This is a genomic window from Paenibacillus sp. GXUN7292, from assembly GCF_050864975.1.
In the GTDB taxonomy this organism is placed as follows: domain Bacteria; phylum Bacillota; class Bacilli; order Paenibacillales; family Paenibacillaceae; genus Pristimantibacillus.
In genome coordinates this window covers 313934-334386 of the sequence record NZ_JBOZWO010000002.1, presented here as the reverse complement: position 1 = coordinate 334386, position 20453 = coordinate 313934, and the positions used below count along the sequence as shown (strand labels likewise).

Below are 20453 nucleotides of genomic sequence, written 5' to 3'. Positions count from 1 at the left end.
CCCTTCCATAGACAATTGGAATGAAATCAATTCCATATATTCATTTTACTTATGAAATACGAATCTGTATATTTAAGTCTGAAAGGAGCCTTCAGATCCATGAAATCTTTGTTTAAAATTATTGTTCAAGTCCTGTTTTTAATTATTCTCGCCAAATTTTGCGATTTTCTCGTACAGTGGATGCATCTGCCTGTGCCAGGCAGTATTGTTGGCATTATAATCTTGTATACGCTGCTTAAGCTCAAAATTATTCGCCTTAACTGGATTGAGATGGGTTCCCAGTGGCTGCTTTCAGAAATGCTTTTGTTTTTCATCCCTGCAACGGTCAGCATTATTAATTACAAAGCGTTGATTATGCATAGCGGAATTCAAGTGCTCGCTACAATTTTAGGCAGCACCATTGTTGTGATGTTATGCGCAGGATTAATCGGCCAGCGGATATCTAATCGAAATGAGAGTGGCTCCGCATGATACAAGCTGGTTTTTGGTTATTATGCACGGTCATCATATACTTGGCAGCCAAACGCATATACCTGACTTTTCCTAAAATTTATTTTACCCCGCTCTTGATTACGCCACTCGTTGTTATCACCATTATTATCATAAGTGGAGTTTCATATGATACCTACAACAAGGGGGCGGTCTGGCTAACCGATCTGGTTGAGCCTGCCACCATTGCACTGGCTGTTATGCTGTATAAACATATCAATGTTCTGAAAAAAAATATTTTAGCTATTCTCGTCAGCGTTTGCTGCGGTGCAATGACCGCTTTCCTAAGTACAACGGCTTTAGCGCAGCTGTTCGGATTGAAAAACGATATTCTGGCCAGCCTTGCTCCTCGAACAGCAACGACGCCAATAGCTGTATCTATCTCTGGCATGATAGGCGGGGTCCCAACGATTACAGCTGTAGCTACCATGATTACCGGTCTTATCGGCATGATCATAGGACCTCTAATTATAAAATGGTGTAGTATCCGCAATCCGATTGGACAGGGTACACTGTTCGGTACCAGCGCACACTCGGCTGGCATCAGTAAAGCATTTGAATATGACGGAGTTGCGGGTTCCATTGCAAGCATCGCAATGATATTGACTGCTTTTATTACACTTATCATAGTCCCTTGGCTGCTCGCATTGTTTCGGCAGGGCTTCCTCCTATAACAAATTCAGCAAATGGCGTATCCAACCCCATCCTCTTCATAAAAAAAGAACCAAGCACACCAGAGTAAAGACTCTGGAATCGCTTGGTTCACTTATCATTATTATTTCTCTTTGGACCATATTATCTCGGTTCGGTTAAAGCCTTTTTGGGCATCAAATACGGTACCTATTATAGCAGAGCACTCTAAAGCTGAGCTGCCAATAATATCACAGATTGCACCCTTATTCCAAAGTGATTTCATCACTTCTGTATTCTAAAATATCTCCTGGCTGACATTCTAAAGCCTTGCAAATTGCCTCTAAAGTGGATAATCGTATTGCTTTTGCTTTACCATTTTTAAGTATGGAAAGATTAGCCATTGTAATTCCGACTCTCTCCGAAAGCTCTGTTACGCTCATTTTTCTTTTAGCCAGCATCACATCAATATTGATTATAATTGCCATCTTTTTCACCTCAGATCGTCAAATCATTTTCTGATTTTATATCAATAGCCTCTTTTAATAGCTTTTGGAGAACTGCAGCAAAAAAGGCAATTACCATAGAGGCGAAAATCAAGACCATTCCGATTATGATGATGCCTGGCGCATCGTCTTTTTCAGCAATGAGATAGAAGATCGGTAAGCCTAGCACGAACAAGCTGCTAATTATGAAAGCACAATACTTAATTTTCTTTAAAACTTGCACAGATAAATCTGAGAAAGCTTTGTTCTTGTCAATATAGCCTAAAAGTTTAAATGCTTGATACAGTGCAAAGTAAAAAGGTATCGCTGCTGCATAAAATACAATAAAAACGAGATATTTTAAATACGCATGATCAGGATACAATACTGCTGTATAATTTGCTATCTCTGGCACCAAAAATATACACAAAGCAAGAACCGGGATTCCAATAAGTATAACGGCGGTCTTTAAAAAAAGTGTTGTTCCTCGTTCCATAAAACTCCCTCAATTCATCAAGTTTTATTTTACTTTACTATATCTTTTATCGTTTTGCAATATATTTTAATTGTTTAAAAATATTTTTATGTTGTTTCACTACTTAGTCCATTACTTTTCGGTATTAAAAAAAGACCGCGATTTACGCGATCTTTAATCAATCTTAGCCAGTAAATACATTGCGACCATTCTCCAATGACATTATCCGCTCATAATTAAAAGGGATGCCACTTCGATCAAGATTGGGATTCCGACCGCTGTTGTAGTCCAATTTTTCTGATGAAATAACCCCTGTAATGGATAAAATTGGCCTACAAAGGCGGACGCTGCCGCTTCTCCATTCCCATTCTTACTCTCCGTTCTCCCTTCTTATTGCTTATCAATCGTTGCCCACAATTAATCGACACCCTCTGGCTTCTTATTTCAACTGACGCTTAAGTATGTATGTAGTTTGGCTTTCTTTTACTGCAAGTTCCCATCCTTCATCACCAAGAATATTTAAAACTCTAATGAGGGGGATATTATTGTACTTTGGAAGATGCTCTTTTTCATCCAAAAAGTATCGAACTCCGTATATATCATCCTGTTTTCTCAGGACGGTGTATTCAAACTTCATAACAATCACCTCTCACTCTTTTCTTTTGATATTACCACATAATGGATGGAATGTAAGATGAAAATATAATAATTCAATTATTCCTGAGAAAAAGAAAAAGAACTGCCAAAAGGCAGCTCTAATTACTATATTTTGTTATAAAGCTATTTAGCGAAACATATCCGTTAATCCGGGACTGTGTTCATTTGGCATTTCTGGCAGTTCAGGAACAGGAAAACCAGCGGGAGGCTGTGTTATGGCTAGCTCGCCATCATTCCGGCTTGGTGAACTTCCTTGAAATATCTCTGCAATACGAGTCTCATCAAGCCTAAAATTAAATTGTGCATTATGAAAACCCATATCCACATATTTTCTGCATTCCGGGTATTTATTAATATCATAATTGGGTACAGGAAAAAGCTTGCCCCAATTAACACCCAATACTTCTAAAGCTTTTGCAAATGCATTTTGATGAGCATTATCTCTAACAATAAGAAAGCCGAGTGTTTCACGGAAGGTTTTATTAGAACTCATCTCGTAAATTCGTGTTTTTTGAAGTACGCCCGTAGATTCAAGGACAACGTTATTCAGCATGTCGCTTATTAAATTTCCATGACTGTAAACCCAAGAACCATTCCATGGATTTCCTCCCGCATCAACAGGCAAAGAGCTTTGTGCACCCATAATGAAATGATGGGGATTGGCGTGCTTGATTGCCTCATCAAGCGGTGCCCTATCCATGCCCGAATTACCTGGAGAAGATTCGCCAGCTCCATTCAATAACTGATTGATCGTATTTTGCACAAGCTCAACATGAGCAATTTCCTCGAGAAAGACACCACGTAACAAGTCGCGGAATTGTTTATCTTTCCCTCTAAAATTAGAGCTTTGAAAAAAATATTGCATCATAGTTCGCATTTCTCCGAACTGTCCGCCTAACGTCTCCTGCAGTACTTTGGCCGCTGCGGGATCAGGCTGATCTGGTTCTATTATATTAATCAATTCTTCCTTGTAATAATACACTGGTTTTCACTCCTTATATGATTTGGTTGTTAGTTTTTACACGCTTTAGTAACGAATTTAGATTTCCCAGAGCATTATATAATTATTCGATTTTAATTTTCATTGGACGGTCTTTCCGTATCTTGTTAAAGGTTTTAGAGAAACTGTTTTAGGGAATATTGGTTACTGAGAATAAATTTTTAAGAGGAAAAGGAGAAAAGAGAAATGAGCATTCAACATAATCCAAATAAAGATAAAATTATATTTCCCTCTTCCCTTCTAAATCGCAATCTATGGTCAGGTTTCCTTTGCGGTTTGGGATTAGTCGCTTTTCTAGATGAAGTGCTATTTCATCAACTGCTTCAATGGCATCATTTCTATGATAAATCAACTACTGCAATTGGCCTGGCTTCTGATGGCTTTTTCCATGCTTTCAGCTGGTTCTGTTCAATTGGAGGTATGTTTATGTTCGCGGATCTTCGCAGATTCAAGGTTTGGTTACCAAAGAGATGGTATGGTGGAATATTACTCGGAGGAGGCTTATTTCAGCTTTATGACGGAATTATCCAGCACAAACTGATGCGTCTTCACCAAATTCGCTATGTAGACCAAGTAATTATCTACGATTTAGTCTGGAATGTAATTGCTGTAGCAATGATCGTTTGCGGAGCCTTTCTTATTAAGTATTCAAAAAGAGATAGTTTAAGATAGGGGAAAAACAATTATGAATTTTAATTTTTTTCAACAAAATAGCAGCTTCTCGCTAGTTCTACTCCTTGTCATTCTCATAGCACTTGTAAGTTATACAGCTGCTGCCGTCCAATCCGGAGATCGTTATAAACCATGGCCCATAAGTCGTTATTTTTACTGGACTATCGGCATTGTTTGCACAGCTGCAGCTGTGACTGGCCCGCTTGCGGCAAGGGCTCACACGGATTTCACCGCTCACATGGTCGGTCATCTGCTGTTGGGCATGCTCTCCCCCCTCCTTCTCACTTTAGCTGCCCCGATTACTCTTTTTTTAAAGACAATTAATGTTAAATCCGCACGTCGATTGACATATATATTAAAAAGCCAGCCTCTGCGAATGATTTCCCATCCTATTTCTGCTGCTCTTCTCAATGTTGGAGGCTTGTGGTTTCTCTATACAACAGATTTATATATGGCCATGCATAATAATCCCATACTCCATTTTTTGATACATATGCATATCTGGTTAGCAGGCTGGCTTTTTACTTTAAGTATAATCTACATTGAACCTACACCCCATCGTCATAGTTTCTTGCTTCGTTCCTGCGTGTTCGTAACGGCATTTGCCGCACATGGCATATTATCGAAGTATATTTATGCTCATCCTCCTGCAGGAGTGCCGTCAGAGCAAGCAAAAATAGGCGGTATGCTTATGTACTATGGCGGAGATATTATTGAAATCGCTATTATATTAATCTTTTGCAATCAGTGGTTTAGGAAGTCCCGCACTGTTCAGAAATTAGTAAACACTAGTCGGAGACAGGCTCCTTCGCCCCAATGATCAACTCAAGATAATCAATAGAGGATTTTATCTATTTATGTCGAAATCTCTGTTATTATGAAAAATATTAATAAAACCTACATTAAGTATATAGCCATAATTGTATTTATTTTCCTAACATTATTGTGTTTCCGATGGCTTTGGTCAGAGCTGTTTTATACTTCAGACCAGCCTCGCCCGATTAACGGGATACTTGACCTGCGCGGTACGGATTTAGGCAATTCTCCTCCCTTTAACTTGGATGGCGAATGGGAGTTTTACCCGAATCAGCTTATAACCGGACAAAATAAACCGCCAGCTGAACAAGCCGTCGCAATAAAGGTTCCAGGAAATTGGATAAACTCCTTTGATCATGATCATGGAACCTCTTACGGCTATGGTACCTATCGACTGCAGATTTTAATTGATCCTCTCGATGTGCCTGTTGCATTTTGGATAAAAAATATTGAAGCTTCTTCCCGTGCAGAAATAAATGGCGTTTCCGAAAGTAGTTTTGGCAATCCTGCATCAAACAAAACAGAATATGCCCCGAAAAACATTTCTTACACGGCTTCTTATACTAAAGAAGGGACTACAGTAATCGAATTGCTTATTCAAGTAGCCAATTTTGATCAGCCGTTTTCTGGGGGCATTTTAAATTCCATTCGTTTTGGCTCGCAGGCCGCCATTGATTACGTGCGATGGTACTCTATCGGCTTTCAGATGATGACGTTTTTTATTTTGCTGCTTCATAGTTTATATGCTTTTTTCTTTTACTTATTCAATCGTAAGGAAACAGGCTTGCTATTGACGTCCCTTGTTATGCTAACAACTGGGATAGCTATCATGAGCGGTCATGAAAATATACTTTCGCTTTGGTTGCCGATCAACTACACTTGGACGATTAAGCTAAGAATAATATCACTGCTTTGGCAAAATGTATTAATCCTTCTCGTTTTCAGAAAATTCGCTTCGGCCTCTCTGCGAAATGCAGGACTAAAAGTATATATCATAGGTGTGATCTGTCTTACCGGAGCTTTGATCGTTGCACCCGCAGCATGGGTAAGCGGCATCCTTCATTATAATATCTTTTTCCTATTTTATTTATTAGCGTTCATTAGTTTCCTTTTTACCGTTCGGACCATGATATTTAAAGAAAAAGAAGACAAAGATATTATATTTTTACTAATCTGCGCAACTGGCGTCGCATCAAGCGTAATTTGGAGCACTCTGGAGTATATTCTCAATATAACTGCCATTAATACTGTTTACTATCCAATTGATATTGTTGCGGCGCTTATTGGGTTTTCTGCTTATTGGTTCAAACGGTACTTTCGAAATGCCAGGGAAAACTTGTTACTCAACGAGCAGCTAAAAAAAACTGACAAGCTAAAAGACCAATTTCTCGCAAATACATCACACGAGCTTAGAACGCCACTGCATGGCATTATGAATATCGCTGAATCCATCGTAACTGCGGAAAAAGAAAAATTGAACGAGAGCAGTCTTCAAGATATGGAATTAATTATAACGATAAGCCGCCACATGTCTCATACGCTAAGGGATCTGCTTGACGTTACACGGCTCCAGGAGCATCGCATTACTCTTAAGCAAGAACCCTTATGGATACAATCGGTCGCACCTGGTGTAATCGCTATGCTTAAATTTATGTTGGATGGCAGACCAGTTCAACTTCATGTGAATATCGATATCTCCATACCTCCTGTATGGGCTGATGAGCAAAGACTCGTGCAAATTTTATATAATTTACTGCATAATGCCCTTAAATTCACTGAAAAAGGCACTATAACAGTTTCTGCCGAAGTGTTTGAAGACAATGTAATCATTCATGTATCTGATACTGGAGTAGGCATGAGTACTTTGACTCAAGAAAAAATATTCATGCCTTACGAACAAGGCTCTTACGGAATAAACGATGGCCGGGGCATTGGCCTTGGTCTGAGTATTTGCAAGCAGCTAGTCGAATTGCATGGGGGATTATTAAGTGTTCATTCCGAGCTTGGCAAAGGTTCCGTATTCAGCTTTCATTTGCCAAAAGCAAACAGCTTTAACATTTCAACGTCTCAGCCAAACGATCAGCTTTTTGAAGACAGTATTGATAATACAACAAAAGGATTATTAATTAAAAACGATTCCTTTAACAAACTGACAGTAACAGTTCTTCCCCCTTCCCTGCCGAACGATAAGAAAGTAAATATACTTGCTGTGGATGATGACCCTGTTAATTTGAATGTGCTTGTTAAAATCCTTTCAAACGAGTCATATAATCTTACTACTGCAAACTCTGCGCTTGAGGCGCTGGAATTACTGGAAACTCGAAAGTGGGATCTGCTGATCGCGGATGTGATGATGCCCAATATGTCTGGCTATGAGTTGACGGAATTGGTTAGGAAGCAGTACTCCTTGTCTGAACTTCCTGTTTTATTGCTTACTGCACGCAGTCAGACTGCTGATATTTATACCGGTTTCTCTTCGGGGGCAAATGATTATGTGACAAAGCCTGTGGATGCAACTGAGTTGAAATACCGGATTAGAGCTTTAATTATGATGAAGCTGTCCATTAATGAACGATTACGTTTGGAAGCTGCTTATCTGCAAGCTCAGATTCATCCGCATTTTTTATTTAACACACTTAACTCGCTTATGGCGCTAAGCACAATTGATACCGAAAGAATGAGAGAACTGGGTAATGCTTTCGCATCTTTTTTGCGAATTAGTTTTGATTTTTTAAATACGGGTGAGCTTGTAGAGTTGTCTCATGAATTAGAGTTAGTCAAAGCTTATTTATATATTGAAAAAGAGCGATTTGGAGATAGAGTGTCCGTAGTATGGGAAGTATCGCCAGAAATCAATCCACTTCTTCCCCCGCTTACAATTCAGCCGCTAGTAGAAAATGCTGTGAAGCATGGCCTTCTCAGTCAAAATAAAGGAGGTACCGTTCACATTCGCATTTTGCAACATAGTAATGTTACAACAGTTGAAGTAATAGATAATGGCGTAGGCATGGAGCAACAACAAGTTCTTCAGCTATTGAGCCCAACCATGAAAGGAAAAAGCGGTATTGGTGTTTCTAACACGAACCAACGACTAGTACAGCTATACGGTACAGGCTTATCTATTATTAGTAAACCAAACCAAGGAACTACAGTATCGTTTGTCATTCCAGAATACAAAAACAACCCGATGTAAAACAGTAAAAAGCCGATCCAATTGGGTCGGCTTTTTACTCAAGTTAATACGTTGCTTAATTAAATTTACAAAGGGATATTCAGTCAATAAAATCAGATCGGTTTGAAACATTGTCTCTTCTAATACTGCCAAGCTTTTATCGACATGATTTTTAGGGATTAATTAATTTTAATAACTCTCGCGGAGTTTCAATTTTATATTTAGCAGGAATAAGCTCATGCTGCTTGCAGCCCCATAAAGCTAACCCAAAGTCAACGCCTGCATCACGAGCACATTCATAATCATAAATGGTATCTCCAATATAAATTGAAGTTTCAGGACTCGCGTGTGAGATTTCTAAAAACTTCAATAATGGATCTGGATTGGGTTTATGTTTTTCAGTATCATCGGCACAAACCCTGTGTAATAAGTATTGTGTAAGTCCAAATGGAACGAAATCTTGCTGATATTCTTCCATTGTTTTTGAAGTTACAACCCCTTGTACAATTCCTTGCTTTTGTAAAGAATTTAACAGATCTGTAATTCCATCGAAAACCTTTATTGAGCTATAAAAATCCTTCATGAAGTAATTCCATCTCTCATTTGCAACAAGTATATCTGTGATGCCAAGCTGCGGCAACGCAGAAGCACCAGGAATACCTAACACAAATTGCAAATCCGAACTGGAAACCTCCCTGTTGTAATCTGCTTGCAACATTTTTTGCAGGGAGCTGATAACCGCTTTTTCGGTGTCTATTAAAGTTCCATCAATATCAAAGATCACATGATCATATTTGGGCATAAAAACACTTCCTTGCGATAAATTTGGTGTCTTTTGTAAAAATAAAGGCTATTTTAGGTCACACCATATCAGACTTTGCTCATACAGTTTCCCCTGCTGCTTTATATCCATTGAATATGCTCCCGTTTGCTTTTTTATTTCTTTTTTATAATATTGCCCCGTTATGCCTTCCATTGAGCAATCCATAGCTAATTTTAAAGACGGCTTTGCACCTTTTTCTGGACTGTACATAAACAGCTTCAGAAGCGGACGGAAAAAGGAAGGCGCCATTCGTGCTGATTGAGGCGTATAGATGACTCCGGGATGCACAGCATTTACCGTCACAGCAGTGCCTGACAGCTCACGAGCCAGCGCATAAGTGAACATGATAACAGCCAGCTTGGAAGCACTGTATACTTTCATGGAACTATATTGGACAGGATCAGTTAATTTCTCAATATCCAAGCTTTCCGCGTGCATTTCCGAAGCAACGTTTATTATTCGGGAAGGTGCGCTTCTCTTAATTGTTTCCAGCAATAACTGAGTCAAGAGGAACGGAGCATAATAGTTCAAAGCAAAGGTAAGCTCCATACCATCGTTATTTTTTTGATAATCTTTAAATACGCCGCCAGCGTTGTTGATTAATACATGCAATTTGTCATGACGGCTTAAAAATTGATTAGCCAAAGAGCGGATCCCATCACTCGTTGTAAGATCCGCAAGAATAAGCTCGACGTTTCGGTTTCCGCTCCGTTGTATAATATCTTTTTGCGCAGCCTCGCCACGCTCGCGGCTTCTTGCACCTATCACAACATATGCTCCGGATTTCGCAAGTCCAAGAGCTGTTTCTTTTCCGATTCCCGTGCTGGCACCCGTAACTAGACATATCTTTCCGGTCATTTTCATTGAACTTCTCCCTCCTATCAAAGTTTTTCTGTCATTAATAAGTTTCAACATTCAAGTCTCAGTTCCTTTGTAACCTCTTCAGAGTATTTTCTTACTCTCTAATAATCGTTCACGATAAAGTCATTAGAGTGCCAAAACTAGTCATTATCGCCCCCTGTAAGCTGAGAGCGCCAACGCCTATAATGGAACCGTATTCCAAATTTACATAGGAAAGGTGGAAAAAAATTGCGAAAAAATAAAAGTCGAATGTGTATGTTTCTCATCGTTTGCCTGTTCAGCACCTTGTTCCCTGCTTATGGATCAGTGCATGCGGCCGGCAGTGAAAGCAGCACCGAAGACAACAACATCTATGTGGTGACACAGGATGGAACTAAAAAACTCGAGGTGAATTATGTAAATTTCAATGTGAACCAGCCTGATCAGTGGAGCAATTATGTAGCTCTTTATACTAGTGGAGCGCCATCCACCGTTGGGTATACGAATCATAGTGACGCCGAGTATGCAGGAAAAGTATTCGTAAAAAGTAAAAATGTAGCGATACAAGTTAATGAACAAGATCAAATCATGCGCGTGATCGGACCATTGCAAGAGCCTGTAACCACAGCTACAGAATGGGAAGATAATCAATACATTGATATTCCTGAAGGCGGCTATGTATTGATATCCAGTGACAACTCGTGGAACACAGAACCAAAGCGGCGTGCCAATTTGTTCGCCTTCAAAGGAGGCACAATTGCTCTGGAGAGGAAAGGCGAGCGTCTTACTGCTGCGGATTTCCTTCCATCGACAGAGCCAGGCTTGGACGTTGAGGAAGCAACAGACAAAACCGTTACCACCCCTTCGTACACCATTAAAGGAAAAGTACTGAATTACAAAGCAGAGAACGGTCTTTCTGTAAAAGTTGGCGACATTGCCGCATCTATTCAATCCGATGGATCATTTAATCAGCCAATCACTCTCTTAGAAGGAGAAAATCCAATCTCTGTCAAGCTGCTTCAAAACGACATCCTGCTGGTTGAAAAACAGTTCACACTCACCTATCAAAAAACTGATCTGATCGAGATTGAAGCTCCGCCAGAAGACGTTACAATCAATCCCGTAGGTCCCAAAAAGCCTATCCATTATATTGACAAAGATATAACAGCAATCTCAAATGTGATCGCTATATTCACTACCGAGTACGGTGCAAAAATCCAAATTCCGACCTATAATGTCGCCATTCAGGTTGATGCCAGCAGTAAAGTGACTGCCATAATTAACCCGGCTAAAGATAGCGGTCCACCGCAATGGACAGCTGGCGAGCTTAATATTCCGCAAGGCGGTTATGTGGTCATGGCGCAAGATGACAGCTATGACACGATTGGCCTGAAAAAGTATTTGGCTACCAGCTTTAAATTAGATGATGTGGTCAAACTGCACAAAAACGGCAGTATCGTGCCTATTACTGAGCTAATGAGCGGGACAGGAACAAAACCGCGCCTGCAGCTCGACGGCATGAGCATGTATACAACCGCTGCAACGAAGACGACTATTTCTGGAAAAATCGCAAACCATGAAGACGCTGATGTCTCGATCGGCGGACAAACCATCAATCTTCAAGCTGATGGAACGTTCAGTCATGAAACAATACTTGTCGAAGGGCCGAACTATATCGATGTCGTACTATCCAAAAACGAAATTGAGGTGGATCGCAAATCGGTTATCGTCTACAGCAGGCCTTCCTTGACACCGGAAAAGCAAATTATTTTATGGGTCGATCAGGCAGCCAATGCAAAGAAATTTCAATCAAGCGACAGTGTACTCAAATTTTTGCAGCATGCCAAGGATGCAGGCGTTACAGATGTCGCTTTTGATGTGAAAGGTGTCGAAGGCTACGTTTCGTATAAAAAAAGCAGCATAACTAAGCGTCCCTACGTGAGCGAAATGATTGCCAGCGATCGCAAGGGCTCGAACCCTGATCTCGATCTGCTCGAATTGTTTCTGGAGCATGGCCATGCGCTAGGCCTTAAAATCCATGCGGCCTTTAATGTTTTTGCCGAAGGCTCCATTGCCATGAAGGATTTTGCCATCATTGACGATCATTTGGAGTGGGAAGAGCGCGTATACCGTCCAGAGCCGGAGGATAACGGAGAAATCAAGCGGCTAAGGGAAAGCGCTTATGGCAAGAAAGGTCTGTCAAGCGCATCCGGCGGAGCGGTCGTCTTGTTTGTGAATCCTTCCAACGACGAAGTCCGTAAGTTCCAATTGGATACATTCGAAGAAGTGCTTCAAAACTATGACGTGGACGGCATTATTCTTGACCGAGGCCGTTACGACAATGAAACGGCTGACTTCAGCGATGAGACAAAAGCGAAATTTACTGAGTTTCTGCAGAGTCGAGACAAAGAGCTAACGAACTGGCCAAGCGATATATTCCATTATGACAATGGAAGACGAGTTGATGGTCCGCTTATTCAGGATTGGTGGGAGTTCCGGTCCAGTACGATTCAAAGCTTTGTTGAAGAAACCCGCAGCCTAGTTGATAGCTATTCTGAAAAAAATAATAAAAAAATCCAAACTTCAGCTTACGTTGGCGCCTGGTATGAATCCTATTATTTAAATGGCGTACATTGGGGAAGCAAAAACTTCCGATACGACAGCCGCTTGAACTTTCCTGTGGACTCTATCTATACTGATAATTATTACGAAACCGGCTATTTAGATTCCGTTGATTTCTTGATGGTGGGCACCTATTACGATACGATTGCGAACATTCAGCGCTATATTACGATTGATTCCATTGTGACCAATGGAGAAAAACCGCTTTATGCCGGCATGGCGCTGGCAGATCTGCAGGACCCTGCCCTGCAGCGTGAAATTTTCCAAACCGCGCTGGGCAGCTCGGACGGTCTTATGCTGTTCGACGCATCGCTGGCCAACTGGCCGGTCGTTAAAGCTTCCATTCAAGATGAAGATTATGTGAAGGATTACCAGATCGGCATCAGCAATCCGCGCGACCCTGCATCCTTTATCGAAGGCAGCTACTATAACGTCAGCCGAAACCTTGGCGATCTCAACGTGTTCAGCGAAGAGTTCGGCACCTCGACAGGTACTAATAAATTCGGTGTAGAGGTTGTCACCGACAAGAATGGCATAGTGACTAAGGTCGTCAACAAAAATCAAGCAATTAATTGGAGCTGGGGCGCCCCAGAAGACAACAACAGCCCAATTCCGACAGGCGGCATGGTCGTCTCCGCCCTCGATGAGAACGGAGTAAGAACGAAGCGCCAGCTTGTAGCCAATACTTACAATGTAGGTGATGACATCAGGAGTGCTGCACTATCGGGCTTCCTGAACTATGATGGCAAAACAAAGGCAATGTTAAATTACTTGGCGCCGGTTCGAATATCGAGGTCAAGTTGAACAATATTGCTGCGAACGTCAATCAAAACGGCGATTTTAGCGGAAATGTTGACCTGCAGCCAGGCAGTAACAGAGTGACCTTCGCTGTATATGTTGATGGTATGAAAACGAACGAGAAGACGATTCAAGTAACGTATTCGCCTTCAACCTCTCCTTCTACGGGCGGCGCTCTTGTACTATCTCCAGTTCTGAAGCCGACAGAAGGAGGCATAGTGGTCGTTGTAACTGCCACTCAAACAACGGACGCTGACGGCAACCCGGCAATGAAAGCAGCACTTGATGCAGACACGATCTCCAAAGCTGTAGCCGAATTACAAAAGCTAGGCAATAACGCTAGTAATATCGTCGTCGAAGTGCCAGACTCACAGCAAACGGCTATCGTTACGGTGCCTGCACAAGCTCTTGCCAGCGCTGCCGCTTCGATTGAAGGTGCGGCCTTGATTGTAAAATCCGGCAGCGCCAGCTACAAACTGCCGGCTAGCCTTCTTGATACCGCTGCACTTGCTAAACAACTGGGAGTGTCTGAAGATCATATTCAAGTGACGCTTACTATTACGAAAATAACTGGAACAAACGCGACAGCGATCGCAGAGGCCGCTGCTGCTGCAGGCGGCAAGCTCATCGGAGATGCTTATGATTTCCAAATTTCCGTGCAGGCAGGCGGTAAAACGATAGACATCAATAATTTCAAAGACCAATATGTGGAACGTACTTTATTGCTTAACGGACTTGTTCCAAGCCATTCCTCTGTCATTGTTTTCGACCCGGGCACGAAGAGCTTGACGTTCGTTCCAGCACGATTCACTCAAGCTGATGACAGTACGACTGCCACATTTAAACGGACTGGTAACAGCATATATGCCGTTGTCGCTGCGAGTAAGTCATTCCAAGATACAAAAGGTCACTGGGCGCAAGCCGATATCGATCTGCTCGCTTCGAAGCAGCTCGCGAAAGGCGTTACAGACAACTATTTTGTTCCTGACCGATCGATTACACGCGCCGAATTTGCAGCTCTGCTCGTTCGTACACTCGGCCTTGTCGAAGATGATTGGAATAACACATTCAGCGATGTGCATTCGGGTGATTGGTATGCTGCTGCGGTTGCAACAGCTGCCCAAGCAGGCTTGATCCAAGGCTATGAGGACGGCACATTCCGGCCTAACCAAGCGATCAGCCGTGAGCAGCTGGCTGTTCTTGCCTCTCGCGCCAAAGCATTTGTTACAAAAATGGCTGGCAGCTTGAGCACAACTGCACTCAGAGGCTTCTCTGACGCCGATGCCATTAGCAGCTGGGCCCAAAGCGCAATGGCTGAAGCTGTTAACTCAGGCTTGATGAACGGATTATCCGATTCCATCCTCGCACCGAAAAATCAATCGACACGCGCTCAAGCCATCGTAATTTTAAAGCGTCTGGCGATTCAGCTAGAGCTTATGGATAAGAACTGATGCGAATGCAGCATTAGTTATGTTAAAGCCCTTTCGCTTCCATTGAGAAGCAGAAAGGGCTTTATTTATTCAATGATTTTTAATTCCAACCTTCGGTGGATTCACTTTTCAAACTCATACGTGCCGCTAAAAAGATTATCATCATGAAAAGCGATAATAAGCATGTCAAAATGTTCGCTCGCAAGTATTTTCTTTAAACTGAATTCGGAATAATAACGATTGTCATACACTGTCAGTTTGTTAAAGCTTTGCGCCAAATATGGCGTAAGAGGATTCATGTAGGAATCTTTCAGCAATAACACATTTAATTGATTGTCTGCATTAGGGTTTTCATAATAAATTTTCCGTCTGTCTCCTCCATAGATGCTGCCATACGTATATGTGCTGCGCCCCCGTTTGAAACCATAAAAATCGTTAAAGCTTTGATTAAATTTGGAGCCGTCCTTATTGATAACCTCGAACTGTTCAAATATAAACGGTACTTCCGGTTCGTATATCATCGTTCTATCAGCTGTTTTTGGATTGACTGCAAAGTTGATTTGCACGTTATAGCTGCCTTCAAAATGACCCGCCGTTAATGCAGAAACCTTTATATCGTTCAAAGTCATCGGCTCATCCTCGAATTGATCCGATCGATTCGAAATTTGAGTGATCATTTCTTGATAAGCAGCAAAAGCACCTTTAATATTCCAATGATGATCCGTCTCCAAGTAGAGCTCCTCTAACTGTGCGTTCGTAAATGTATCGAACTTATCTCCAATATTCACTACGTTAACAGATTCAGCTAGTTTGGACAAAAAATAATCTTTCGATTGGGCATAAGCCTCCGTCTGCATATAAGCAGGATATAAATGCATCAGTGACTTTGTTCTCGATGGATTGAAAACAAAAAAAGTTTCTGTATTTAGCTGCTCTGCAAATGCAATCATATCGTTTAATTTTGCAGCAGCAGTGTCAATCTTATCCGTATGAACGACTTTATCGGGAATCGGCAATAACCATTTTTTATTGATCATGACTAGATTGGATACAACTCGAGAATCTTTCACTACTGTTCCTTCTTCGGACTTCTGTTTCGCTTTTACTTGAAATAAGTTTTCAAGCAGCATAGAGTTGAAAATTTTAGAGTTTTGCTGCTTTTGATAGATGCCAACCATCTCGTTGCGCAGTACGATTTGATCATTGAAATACTGATTCATATCTTCGAAATAACGATGAGTGGCTAGCGCTTCAAAGCTGAAAGCAGGCAATTTGCTTAACGATCTATTTTCAATAGCAGAGATGTCTTTATCAGGAGAAATAATACTGGCAATGGCGATGCCGAAAATAATTGCTAGAAATAAGGCCATATAAACGATAGAAACAGTTTTGTTCATTCCGGCACTCCTTTTGAAAATTAAAATCTAAAATACAAGAAAGGATTGTAGGTTGAATTTATAAGATACAAGATCACTTCCACAAATAGAAAAAAGTAAAAAAACAAAGCACATGCAGTTTTTACTTTCGTTAACGTATTTCCTAATTGAAGCTTTTGCAGTCTTGGAAAAATCGGTGCAGCAACCAGAATAGCAGCGGTGAAATGAAGCCAATTCATTGATAATAACGATAACGCTTGAGAATCGAAAATATCATTGCCTCGCGAATGGAACATGGCAGCAATGAAATCAGTTGCGAAACTGAAATTATCCGCCCGGAAGAAAACCCATCCGATCATAACAAGCAGCAGAACGGCTACATGATTTAACGGATACATTTTGGAAAGCAGCTTCTCTAGCCCGGCTTTCTCCAAAGCAATCAGGAGGCCGTAGTAGATCCCCCAAGCGATGAATGTCCAGCTGGCTCCATGCCAAAACCCTGTTAGCGACCACACGATAAATAAGTTGCGGTATATTTTCCATTTAGCCACTCTGCTTCCGCCAAGCGGAATATATACGTAATCTCGGAACCAGCTGCCAAGTGAAATATGCCAGCGTCTCCAAAACTCTGAAATACTCTTTGAAATGTACGGGTAATTAAAGTTTTCTGCGAACTCAAAACCGAACATTTTTGCCAAACCGATCGCCATATCGCTGTATCCTGAAAAATCATAATAAATTTGCAGCGTATATGCGATTATACCTACCCAGGCACTGCCTGTTGAAAGATCCATGGTAGACGTAGCGAATACAGTGTCCGCAACGGAGCCGAGCGGATTAGCCAACAGCACTTTTTTAGACAAGCCTAAAATAAAGCGTTTGATGCCCTCTGCGAATTGTATGGAAGAAAACACACGTTTCTTAAGCTGATCTGCAATCGCATTATAACGAATGATAGGACCTGCAACAAGCTGAGGGAAAAAAGCAATATAAAGAGACAGGCTGAATAAATTCCGCTGGGCTCTCTCCTTTTTTCTATATACATCTATTAAATAACTGAGCGCATGAAATGTATAAAAAGATATGCCTAGAGGCAACGGTATGTCCGTTAAATGAACATTCGTCTGGAAGACATCGTTCATGGCATGGACGAAGAAATTTGCATATTTAAAGACGCCAAGCAGTCCAATATTTACAACAATAGCCAGTGTCAAAATTAATTTTTTCTTCTTCTCATGACTATCTGTTCGATCAATCCAAATTCCATAACCATAGTTCATCATAATAGATATTATCATGAGCAAGACATACCTCGGTTCCCCCCAGGCATAAAAAACGAGACTGAAAATCAATAAAATAACATTCTTGAATTTAAATGGGACTGAAAAATATAAGATAAGTACTAGCGGTAAAAAGTAAAACAAGAAAATGACTGAACTAAAAACCAAAACGAATTCCTCCTGATGGTAACGATCCAAATATATGTATTTCTGATTATAACGCAAATAAACTAAAAAAAGTTGTTATGATTTCTTAATAAAAAAACCTGTCTTACCAAAAGTTGCTTTGCTAAAAGCTGCATCGCTTACCTTTAGTGACAGGTTTCTAAAGCATTAACATTTAATTGCCAGCTTTTTATTAGCTTAGCTTCTGTTGAAGAATAGAGGCCAGCTCTTCAGCTGAATCCCAAATAATAGGTCGAATATTTTGTATTTGTACAAAAAGTTTTTCAGCCTCACTGCTGCTTGCGGTCCATATTACCGGAATGTTTAAACCATGCGCATATCCGGCTGCTAAATACACCTCAGGAGATTGATCGGTTAAATCAGCAATAATTAGTTTGCTTTCTGATATTGACTCCAAAGTATAAGTATCATCGTTCTTCGTTTTGTTATGTGCTAACAAGCGCGGCATATACCCGCATTGTTCGATTCTAGGAAAGAGGATCTCGAGCCACTCGGTTCGCAAATTGTCATTATCCGAAATCAGAACGAAGCATGGCTTTAATTTTTTGCCTCCAGCGCTGGCGGCGGCTTCACTCCATCCTTTTTCCGTAAGTTTAAAGGTATTCCCTTCCCTAATGAGCAGCTGCATAGTGACAAGCTTATCAATGATGTAGACCAGCTCCTGCAGATTAGGAGAATAGGTCAGATTATAGCTGCTGGAAAGCGGATGAATGACTACAGGCTCGCCCGGCCCTCCGGTATGCCTGTGCAAAAATTGTAACAGACGGTTCCCTTTATCATCAATAGTTAAAGGAATTTTCGGACTATTTGCAATTGATTCCAGATCGTTGGCAGATAGAGTAACCTTCTCATCACAATCTGTTAGCTCCCGGATATAAGCCGATACTAAGTAAAACATGTTCCGTTTTTTATGATGCGGCAACGAATTAATAGTTTCGTAGCTTTCTCTCAGCAGACTGTAGAATCCGTCTGGCGAACAGGAACAGCCCATGTATTTATCGTAATCGCCTTCCGTTTTAGTGGTGACTATCTCCTCACAGAACAAACAGTATTTCTTAATCATGGTAACTTATCACCTCTTATCGATTGGTATCTACCACCTTACCAACTTTTGTCGGAAAAGTAGACAAGAAAATATTTCCTGCCGGCGATAAGATAAAATAATGATGTCTATAATCCCACTAATTTATTAATGCCATTGATGATGTCCTGCTCCTTCATTTCACCAATAAATTTATCTTGAATCACACCTGAAGAATCGATGAAAAATGTTGTCGGGTAGTACTGGACATTATACTTTTTTCGAATTTGATCATTGTTGTCAATTACGATTGGAAATGTAATATTATGCTGATTAATAAAGTTTTTAACGGTTATGGTACTTTCACTTAAATTGATGCCCAGCACTACGACATTATCCTCTTTCCATTGATCATACTGTTTTTGCAGGGCTGGCATTTCATTTACGCATGGCGGACAAAAAGTGCCCCAAAAGTTTATGACCAGCGATTTTCCCTCGAAATCAGAAAGTTGATGAACATGTTTATCCAATGTAGCTAAACTAAACTCCGGAGCCATTGATCCAATCTTGACGGATTTATCTGGCTTAAAAACCGCAGAGCCGATTGAGTATCCGCCGATAAGCAATGCGATTGTCAGCACGCTAATCTGAATCCACTTGCGATATTTCTTCAACTATTATCACCTCTTCTAAACACTTTCGCCTTGACTCACAATTTGTTTCCAGTTTGAACCTCGATCCGTTGATACATAAACATTCATTTTGACTGTAGAAAAAACAAGCTCATTCCTAGTCATTGGGTTCTGAGAAATATATGTTATCGCATCCTCTGTCAAATCTGGCAAATTAACCTCAGTCAATTGTTTCAAGCCGATATCCATCCGATACATTTCACCTTTTTCATTAAAGCTGCCGACAAATAGTTCATTCTCTGCTCCAAAAGCTAGAGAAGTTACCTGCATATCAGCTATTTTTACGAATTGATTGCCTGCGTCTTCGGAAACATATAAGCCATTCTTTGTGCCTATTGCTAGTATCGAATCATTTGTTGGATGAACAGCTAGTGCACCAGGCACTTCGTTTATCCCGATCATCTCACTTTTTACCCATGTTTCGGCCTCATCTTTAGTGTAATATAAGCCTACTGTCTTGAGTCTAGTGTTTGGTTCTGGATTAAATACATAAATGGTATGCGTTTCATAGCTTGCGCTCATTAAATGGAAGTCAATTTCACCATATAGATCCAGGAAATCGAGGCTTAATCCATCATCTGTACTTTTAAGCAGGCCAAAAGGATTCTTTTTATTGGAGCCTTGGGCTGGATGCCCACTGCTGTAAAATCCATTGTCAACCGCTGTAAAGCCCATATAATCATGCTCTTCTCCTTGACCATGAGTCCATTCTCCCTGAGCATATATTTTCAATCCGTAGTGGGAAGGAATTAATATTCGCTGGCCATCCCCTGAATAACCAAGGCCATGGATATGTGTCAGCATGACCGTATTGGAACCGGGGCCTTGCAAAGAAATCACGACAGTAATGATAGCTGCTAGCAGTAAGGCAATCCAAGTCCACTTGAATCCTTTAGCCCTCCTCTTCCATATTTGCGTTTGTTTTCGATATTCCTGTTTTTTCATATTTAAGTCCCCTCCATTTTCACTACATACTGTAGTGTTATATT

18 protein-coding genes are annotated in these 20453 nt (G+C 40.9%); 7 read left to right on the top strand and 11 right to left on the bottom strand.

Going from position 1 to position 20453, the window contains the following annotated elements; translation table 11 throughout:
• Window positions 1-99: 99 nt before the first annotated feature.
• A complete protein-coding gene (locus tag ACRRU2_RS04155; RefSeq protein ID WP_331699454.1) occupies window positions 100-471 on the top strand; it encodes a CidA/LrgA family protein in 372 nt (123 codons plus the stop codon).
• Entirely contained in the window at window positions 468-1163 is a 696-nt protein-coding gene (locus ACRRU2_RS04150; protein WP_432500043.1) for an LrgB family protein, read from the top strand. Before ACRRU2_RS04155 ends, ACRRU2_RS04150 begins: the two co-directional genes overlap by 4 nt.
• A 222-nt stretch (window positions 1164-1385) precedes the next feature.
• Here the strand turns inward: ACRRU2_RS04150 and ACRRU2_RS04145 are convergent, their stop codons facing one another.
• The 4 genes from ACRRU2_RS04145 to ACRRU2_RS04130 form a co-directional block, all read right to left on the bottom strand.
• Window positions 1386-1607, bottom strand: a complete 222-nt coding sequence (locus tag ACRRU2_RS04145; RefSeq protein ID WP_432500042.1) for a helix-turn-helix domain-containing protein — start codon at window positions 1605-1607, stop codon at window positions 1386-1388.
• Window positions 1608-1617: 10 nt separating this feature from the next.
• Entirely contained in the window at window positions 1618-2100 is a 483-nt protein-coding gene (locus ACRRU2_RS04140) for a DUF2975 domain-containing protein (protein ID WP_432500041.1), read from the bottom strand.
• Between the two features lie 418 nt (window positions 2101-2518).
• Entirely contained in the window at window positions 2519-2716 is a 198-nt protein-coding gene (locus ACRRU2_RS04135) for a hypothetical protein (RefSeq protein WP_331699458.1), read from the bottom strand.
• Window positions 2717-2863: 147 nt separating this feature from the next.
• Window positions 2864-3718 carry a manganese catalase family protein gene (locus ACRRU2_RS04130; protein WP_432500040.1) on the bottom strand — a complete coding sequence of 285 codons (855 nt, stop codon included), beginning with the start codon at window positions 3716-3718 and terminating at the stop codon, window positions 2864-2866.
• Window positions 3719-3922: 204 nt separating this feature from the next.
• Between ACRRU2_RS04130 and ACRRU2_RS04125 the strand changes: the two genes are divergently transcribed.
• The 3 genes from ACRRU2_RS04125 to ACRRU2_RS04115 are packed head-to-tail and all read left to right on the top strand — an operon-like array spanning window position 3923 to window position 8417.
• On the top strand, window positions 3923-4408 hold the full coding sequence (locus ACRRU2_RS04125; RefSeq protein WP_331699460.1) for a DUF2243 domain-containing protein: 486 nt from the start codon (window positions 3923-3925) through the stop codon (window positions 4406-4408).
• Window positions 4409-4421: 13 nt separating this feature from the next.
• The gene (locus ACRRU2_RS04120) at window positions 4422-5228 is read left to right on the top strand and encodes a cytochrome c oxidase assembly protein (protein ID WP_432500039.1); all 807 of its coding nucleotides are present in this window, start codon (window positions 4422-4424) and stop codon (window positions 5226-5228) included.
• A gap of 57 nt (window positions 5229-5285) precedes the next feature.
• Window positions 5286-8417, top strand: a complete 3132-nt coding sequence (locus ACRRU2_RS04115) for an ATP-binding protein (RefSeq protein ID WP_432500038.1) — start codon at window positions 5286-5288, stop codon at window positions 8415-8417.
• Between the two features lie 151 nt (window positions 8418-8568).
• On the opposite strand, the gene ACRRU2_RS04110 is transcribed toward ACRRU2_RS04115, so the two are convergent.
• Entirely contained in the window at window positions 8569-9198 is a 630-nt protein-coding gene (locus ACRRU2_RS04110) for an HAD family hydrolase (RefSeq protein ID WP_432500037.1), read from the bottom strand.
• Between the two features lie 48 nt (window positions 9199-9246).
• Window positions 9247-10083, bottom strand: coding sequence for an SDR family oxidoreductase (locus tag ACRRU2_RS04105; RefSeq protein WP_432500035.1), 837 nt, complete (start codon window positions 10081-10083; stop codon window positions 9247-9249).
• A gap of 225 nt (window positions 10084-10308) precedes the next feature.
• On the opposite strand from ACRRU2_RS04105, the gene ACRRU2_RS04100 reads away from it, so the two are divergent.
• Entirely contained in the window at window positions 10309-13485 is a 3177-nt protein-coding gene (locus ACRRU2_RS04100) for a family 10 glycosylhydrolase (RefSeq protein ID WP_432500034.1), read from the top strand.
• Window positions 13482-14930 carry an S-layer homology domain-containing protein gene (locus ACRRU2_RS04095; RefSeq protein WP_432500033.1) on the top strand — a complete coding sequence of 483 codons (1449 nt, stop codon included), beginning with the start codon at window positions 13482-13484 and terminating at the stop codon, window positions 14928-14930. Before ACRRU2_RS04100 ends, ACRRU2_RS04095 begins: the two co-directional genes overlap by 4 nt.
• Before the next feature lie 101 nt (window positions 14931-15031).
• On the opposite strand, the gene ACRRU2_RS04090 is transcribed toward ACRRU2_RS04095, so the two are convergent.
• From ACRRU2_RS04090 to ACRRU2_RS04070, 5 genes are all read right to left on the bottom strand, one after another.
• The gene (locus ACRRU2_RS04090; RefSeq protein ID WP_331699468.1) at window positions 15032-16306 is read right to left on the bottom strand and encodes a DHHW family protein; all 1275 of its coding nucleotides are present in this window, start codon (window positions 16304-16306) and stop codon (window positions 15032-15034) included.
• Between the two features lie 20 nt (window positions 16307-16326).
• Complete coding sequence (locus ACRRU2_RS04085) at window positions 16327-17733, bottom strand: MBOAT family O-acyltransferase (protein ID WP_432500032.1); 1407 nt, start codon at window positions 17731-17733, stop codon at window positions 16327-16329.
• Window positions 17734-17923: 190 nt separating this feature from the next.
• Window positions 17924-18814, bottom strand: a complete 891-nt coding sequence (locus ACRRU2_RS04080; protein WP_331699470.1) for a hypothetical protein — start codon at window positions 18812-18814, stop codon at window positions 17924-17926.
• A gap of 107 nt (window positions 18815-18921) precedes the next feature.
• Window positions 18922-19446: a thiol-disulfide oxidoreductase ResA gene (gene resA / locus ACRRU2_RS04075; RefSeq protein WP_432500031.1), complete on the bottom strand. Its 525-nt coding sequence runs from the start codon at window positions 19444-19446 to the stop codon at window positions 18922-18924.
• Window positions 19447-19461: 15 nt separating this feature from the next.
• Window positions 19462-20409 carry a F510_1955 family glycosylhydrolase gene (locus ACRRU2_RS04070; RefSeq protein WP_432500030.1) on the bottom strand — a complete coding sequence of 316 codons (948 nt, stop codon included), beginning with the start codon at window positions 20407-20409 and terminating at the stop codon, window positions 19462-19464.
• Window positions 20410-20453: the final 44 nt, after the last annotated feature.